4 protein-coding genes are annotated in these 6,159 nt (G+C 66.3%); 3 read left to right on the forward strand and 1 reads right to left on the reverse strand.

Features of this window, described 5'->3' with window-relative positions:
* The first annotated feature begins 200 nt into the window (after positions 1–200).
* Positions 201–2,765 (forward strand): trehalose-phosphatase, encoded by a 2,565-nt coding sequence (gene otsB, locus C8E96_RS13380; RefSeq protein ID WP_228770376.1) that lies wholly within the window; start codon positions 201–203, stop codon positions 2,763–2,765.
* 78 nt (positions 2,766–2,843) lie between these two features.
* Here otsB and C8E96_RS13385 read toward each other — a convergent pair whose 3' ends face one another.
* Positions 2,844–3,332, reverse strand: a complete 489-nt coding sequence (locus C8E96_RS13385; RefSeq protein ID WP_133794400.1) for a hypothetical protein — start codon at positions 3,330–3,332, stop codon at positions 2,844–2,846.
* A 1,187-nt stretch (positions 3,333–4,519) separates the two neighbouring features.
* On the opposite strand from C8E96_RS13385, the gene C8E96_RS13390 reads away from it, so the two are divergent.
* On the forward strand, positions 4,520–4,909 hold the full coding sequence (locus C8E96_RS13390) for a YbaB/EbfC family nucleoid-associated protein (protein ID WP_166657975.1): 390 nt from the start codon (positions 4,520–4,522) through the stop codon (positions 4,907–4,909).
* Between the two features lie 5 nt (positions 4,910–4,914).
* The gene (locus C8E96_RS34015; protein WP_228772120.1) at positions 4,915–6,036 is read left to right on the forward strand and encodes a hypothetical protein; all 1,122 of its coding nucleotides are present in this window, start codon (positions 4,915–4,917) and stop codon (positions 6,034–6,036) included.
* Positions 6,037–6,159 lie beyond the last annotated feature (123 nt).

Raw genomic sequence — 6,159 nt, forward strand, 5'->3', positions numbered from 1 at the left:
GAATTGCCCGGAACACACCGCCCACGGCGGCGTGAAGGGCACGGTTTCCCCCACGAGGTCGATTCTGCGTAAGGCTTGCTTAAGCATGGGACACAGTTCGTTTCACCTCCTCGATCACCAGCGGATTCGAGGGATCATGCAGAGATACCGCAAGAACGACGGTGGAGGTTGCCGAAACCTCCACTGTGGAGGGAGCCGCTGTGACCGCTGCAACGACCATTCCCGACGTCGCCTCCGGTGGCGGTCGGCGCCTTCCGGTCGAGCTGAGACGGGCGCTCACGACGCTCGCCCGCACACCGCACCTGTTGGTGGCGTGTGATTACGACGGGACGCTGGCACCGATCGTGGACGACCCGGAGCAGGCGCTACCGCGACCGGAGTCGGTTGCGGCCCTGCGTTCCCTGGCAGGCCTGCACGAGACGACCTCGGCTGTGATCTCCGGTCGTTCACTGCGTGATCTCGCGACGCTCTCCCGCCTGCCCGCCGAGGTCCACCTGGTCGGATCGCACGGCTCGGAGTTCGACATCGGTTTCGTCCACGAGCTACCCGAGGAGGCTCGAGATGTTCTCGGCCGGGTCCGGGTGGCGTTGGAGGCGCTGTTCCGCGCGACTCCCGGACTGCTGGTCGAGGTGAAACCAGCCAGTGTGGCACTGCACTACCGGCGCTGCGACCCCGCGGTCGCGCAGCGGGTGCTGGCCGTCCTGCGGTCTGGTCTGTGCGCCTGGGAAGACGTGCACGTGTCCGAGGGCAAGGCCGTGATCGAGTTCACCGTGGTGGAGACCGACAAGGGCCGTGCGCTGGACATCCTGCGCCACCGCGTCGGGGCCACCGCGGCGATCTTTCTGGGTGACGACGTGACGGACGAGAAAGCGTTCGCGCGCCTTACCGGTCCGGACATCGGCATCCGCGTGGGCGCGGGCGAGTCGCTCGCGACGTACTTCGTGGAAGACACGACAGACGCGGCGACAATTCTGGCGTTCCTGCTGGAGGAACGCCAAGCGTGGCTGAACGGCGACCAGGCCGTGCCGATCGAGCGGCTGACCATGCTCGCGAACGAGCGGTCGGTCGCGCTGGTGACGCCGGACGCCAAGGTGAACTGGCTGTGCCACCCCGAGCCGGACTCCGCCGCGATCTTCGCCGATCTGTTGGGCGGTCCGGCCGCGGGCCACTTCTCGATCAAGCCGGAGCACGGTTCGCTGCCGTTGGGCCAGCGCTACCTGCCGGGCACGATGATCGTGGAAACCCGCTGGTCGCGGTTGCTCGTGACGGACTACCTGGAGCACGACCTCGCCGCGCACCGGACGGACCTCGTGCGGCGAATCTCCGGGTCGACGAACGCGGTGATCACGTTCGCGCCGCGACCGGAGTTCGGCCAGGTACCCGTCAAGTTGCGGCACGTTCAAGAAGGTCTGCGAGTGCTCGGCACTTCGGAGCCGATGGTGCTGCGCTCTCCTGGCGTGGAGTGGAAGATCACCTCCGACGGCGTGCACGAGACGGCACACGCCGTTGTCCGTCCACGGGAAGGTGTGCCGGTGCTGCTGGAGTTGCGCTGCGGTACCGATGACCTGTCCGAGTCCGTTGTGGACGAGCCAACGCGGCACATGCGCGCGATCGCATACTGGTCGGACTGGGCGGCCGGACTGACGCTGCCGACCGTGCAGCGCGATCTGGTGCTGCGGTCGGCGCTGACGCTACGCGGGCTGGTGCACAAGGACTCCGGCTCGATCATGGCGGCGGCCACCACGTCACTGCCGGAGGAACTCGGCGGTGTCCGCAACTGGGACTACCGCTACTGCTGGCTGCGTGACGGCGCGATGACCGCCGCGGCACTGGTGTCGGTGGGCTCGCTGGCCGAGGCGGACGGCTTCCTGGCGTGGCTGCAGGGCGTGCTGGAAACCATTCCGAGCCCGGAGCGTCTGCATCCGCTGTACACGCTGCACGGCACCCAGCTCGGCGTCGAGGCCGTGATCGACACACTGCCTGGCTACGCGGGCTCCCGCCCGGTGCGCGTCGGCAACCTCGCCAACCAACAGGTACAGCTAGACGTGTTCGGACCGGTCGTCGACCTCGTGGTGTCCTTGGCCACCGCCCGCGGATCTCTTTTGGACGCGGACTGGCGCATGGTCCGGGCGATGGCCGAGGCGGTGTCACGCCGCTGGCACGAGCCGGACCACGGCATCTGGGAGGAACGGCACGCGCCGCGCCACCACGTCTACTCGAAGGTCATGTGCTGGCTTACCATCGACCGCGCGATCAAGCTCGGCGCACAGTTCGGCCGTGACATCGACCCGTTGTGGGCGCCGCTTCGCGACACGATCGCCACCGATGTGCTGAAGAACGGCTGGAACGACAAGGCCCAGTCGTTCACCACCGCGTATGACGGCGACGACCTGGACGCGGCCTCGCTGTTCGTGGGTCTGTCCGGGCTGATCGACCCGACCGACAAGCGGTTCCAGTCGACGGTCACCGCGATCGAGGCGTCGTTGCGGTCGGGGAGCACGGTATACCGCTACCGGCGGGACGACGGTCTGCCAGGCGATGAGGGCGGCTTCCACCTGTGCGCGGCCTGGATGATCGAGGCCTATCTGCTCACCGGCCGCCGTACCGAGGCCGAGGAGCTGTTCGGTCAGATCGTCGCCGCCGCGGGCCCCACGGGTCTGCTGCCCGAGGAGTACGACCCTGTGGCCGAGCGCTCGCTGGGCAACCACCCACAGGCATACTCGCACCTGGGCCTCATCCGCTGCGCCCAACTGCTTTCCCAGTGATCTGACCGGCGAGGCCTGAAGTCGAAATGGGCGGTGCCGCGAGCCGGCACCGCCCATGTTCGCTTATCCGATAGGAAATTAGATTCTCACCGGAGGCCTGCGTCGGGTGTCCATATGGGATCGCTGCTGAGGCGGCGTCTCGGCGTTGATCGCCGCCAACACCGCTGCTGCGGAGTGGAGCCAGCGCCTCGCGGGATCCGGCTCGCTGAACCACCAATGGTGCTGCGACATCGGTGATCTGAGTATTGGCAAGGGCAACACCGCGGGCGCGCAGAGGTAGCGGACATGTTCCGGCATTTGATACTGCCCCAACACCGCGTGGTCGGCTTCGGCCAAGAACATCACATGGCATCTCTGGGCGCTCATCAGCAGCACTGCCGGCGTGCAGAAACCGTCTTGCTCAAGCCTTTTGCGGACGGGCGCGGCGCGGTTGCCCGGAACGTCGAAGGCGACAGTTCCCTGTCCGAGGGGCAAGATCACGAGGCCGTCCGTCACTTCCACGGGCCACGCCATGGCGTCGCGGTACCAGGTCGCCGTCTGGTTCAGGACGCAGGGCTCTGTTCGCACGATCGCCACCTCCGAGTGAGGTTTCCAGTGCAGCACGCGTCACGGCGCGGAGGTAGTCAGTCGTCCCGTGCGTGAGCTTTTGTCGAGCTAAACGGGCAACACTGGCCTCACCGCGATGAAGTCCTCAATAGACTGCTTGGGCGGCTCAAACATATTCGGCTCGATGTCAGTCACGGTCTACTCGGAAGCTGCGAATGAGTTTCTTCATCGGTCGTTTTCCTTGTCATGGTGAGGAAAGAGCCTGCGTCAGCGTGAGCCGAGAGGCACGGATCGAGGGGTAGGCCAGCGATCGAGCTCCCTCGACAGCCGCACCGGGAACTCGTGCTGCAGCGGTGGTGGCGATTGCCGTGTCGTCGTTGTGCTGGTATGCGGTGCCGGCGCCGGCACTTTCGCTGGTCCGGTCCGGCGAGTCTACGACCGGATGAAACATGCACTCGACGTGTTGTCCAGCGGAGTCTTCATCACGCTGGGACCAGCATCGTCGTCTGGTGACTCGTGAGTGCCGACCAGGGTGACCCGGCACCCGGGCTGCTGGGCACCTGCGGATCGCTGTTATGCGCGGCCTACACAACAGCCCCGAGCGACAACCGCCGCCAGGGCCCCGGAGCTGATCGGCGAAGCCGACACCGCCGCCGTGCGCCTGGCCGGACGGAGAACCCCGGGCGGGTTCTTGTCCGGCACCAACGTGGTGATCTACCGCATCGGCGTGCACACCGCGGCGACGCCGGAACTGCCCTGGACTACGCGGCGATAATCCAGTTGCACGAGATCCCCACCCCGGAACGGCGCGTTCGCTACTGCCTGGACACCGCACGGGCTGGGCGCCGATTCGATGATCACCACCGCAGCGCACTGCTGGTCGCTGACCCGCTGCGCCCCGAAGAGCGGCGACGATCGTCGGTCCCCTCGCTCGCTGGTGTCCTCGCCCCTCACCGGCCCCGGCCCCACCCCCGTCCGGTTTGCGGGGAACTCGCCGACCTGTGCGGTGCGACTGTCTGACCGCCACCGCCATAGGCCGTCTCACCTCGAAGAAGGGCTGGTGTATTAGGGCACCTATGGATTCACTTTCACCCTGTTGGCGGTCGATCGTGTTGATCGGAACGGATGGCGTAGTTGTACTCATCCCTGTCAGGTCAAGCCGGTAGTCGCAGACTGGAGGGGTGCGCATGTCGAGTCACGCAGAACAAATGGAGCAACTCGCCGCGCAGTACCACAATCAGATGGCCGAACTCCAGGAGCTTCAGCGGAGCATGCGGGAGATCTCCTGCACGGCCATCGCCCCTCGCAAGGTTGTCTCAGTTACCGTGGCCTACGGCGGCGTCGTCAAGGACGTCACGTTTCCGAGCTCCGCCTACAAGCGGATGGCTCCCGCCGAACTGTCCGCAGCCGTCATGAACACGATCGCCGATGCACAGCAGCAGGTGATCCGCGAGTCGGCGGCTCTGATGGCGCCGACTCTCCCGCCTGGCGTCGACGCCGTGAAGTTGTTCTCCGGCGAGTTGGACGTGCACTCGATCGTGCCGTCGGAACCGATGACGCGAGACAGCTGGGGCGGCTCGACGAGGATGGGTGGTTGATTCCGATGAGTACCGAGACCAGTTCCGGTGGTGGCGAGCTCCATGTGGACACCGACGCCATCAACGTGGCCGCTGCGCACTTGGGCGCAATCGGCGGGTACATCCTCTCTCATGCGAACGCCGTCCGTTATCTCGGGGAGTACGCGCCGATCCACGGTGACGGGTCGGGGGAGGGGTACGACAGTTGGAACCTCTTCAAGGGCGGCCACTTCAAAGCCACCGACACTATCTTGGACTGCTTGAACGCAGTCGCCAAAATTGTACCGGCGCTCGAGAACAGCGTGCGGAGCTTCAGCGATCTGGGGGTCGACATCGAGGCCAACAACGTGCAGTTGGCCAGGTACGCGTTGGTCCGCGACCCCAAGCAGGGCGACGAGCCCGAGACGGAGCGGAACGCTCCGGTGCAACCGAGCGTGGCGGCGACCAAGGTGGACCGGAATGCTCCGGTGGGGCAGCCGGATGCTCTGGTGGTGGAGCGGAAGGCTCCGGTGCTACTGGGTGTGGCGGCGAGCAAGGTGGACCGGAATGCTCCGGTGGGGCAGCCGGATGCTCTGGTGGTGGAGCGGAAGGGGCCGGTGCTACTGGGTGTGGCGGCGAGCAAGGTGGACCGGAATGCTCCGGTGGGGCAGCCGGATGCTCTGGTGGTGGAGCGGAAGGGGCCGGTGCTACTGGGTGTGGCGGCGAGCAAGGTGGACCGGAATGCTCCGGTGGGGCAGCCGGATGCTCTGGTGGTGGAGCGGAATGCTCCGGTGCAACTGGGTGTGGGGCGTCGGAGTTTTCTGGTGGTGGACCGGAGAGCTCCGGTGGGGCGGCCGGATGACGTGATCGTGCCTTGTGGTAAGCCGGATCAGGATTTCACGGTGCCGTCGGTGCTGGCGACGCGCGAGGACGCTGGTGAGCCAAGGCAGCCGGCGTCTCCGATGTTGGTGAGGACGCGCGAGGACGTTCCTGGGCCGACGCAGCTGGCGTCTCCGATGTTGGTGAGGACCCGCGAGGACGTTCCTGGGCCGACGCAGCTGGCGTCTCCGACTGTGGTGGGGTCGGTGACTGCCGTTCCCCTGCCTGATGTCGAGGTGTATCCGGTGTCGACCAGCGATCCCGAACCGGAGGCCCCCCTGCTCTTGTAGGCGGGTATCGCTCAGCACTTCGCACGGACTGATCGATCGCTTGCGGCGATCTCCTGATTCATCATCTGGGACATGCCATCGGAGGCCACCATGTCGGCGAACGACGTTCGGGGCTGATCGATC

This window comes from Actinokineospora alba (genome assembly GCF_004362515.1).
In the GTDB taxonomy this organism is placed as follows: domain Bacteria; phylum Actinomycetota; class Actinomycetes; order Mycobacteriales; family Pseudonocardiaceae; genus Actinokineospora; species Actinokineospora alba.

Bases quoted from the DNA above. Each gene is read 5' to 3' on its own strand.
- C8E96_RS13390 (WP_166657975.1), top strand. From the start codon at position 4,520: ATGGAGCAACTCGCCGCGCAGTACCACAATCAGATGGCCGAACTCCAG.
- C8E96_RS34015 (WP_228772120.1), top strand. From the start codon at position 4,915: ATGAGTACCGAGACCAGTTCCGGTGGTGGCGAGCTCCATGTGGACACC.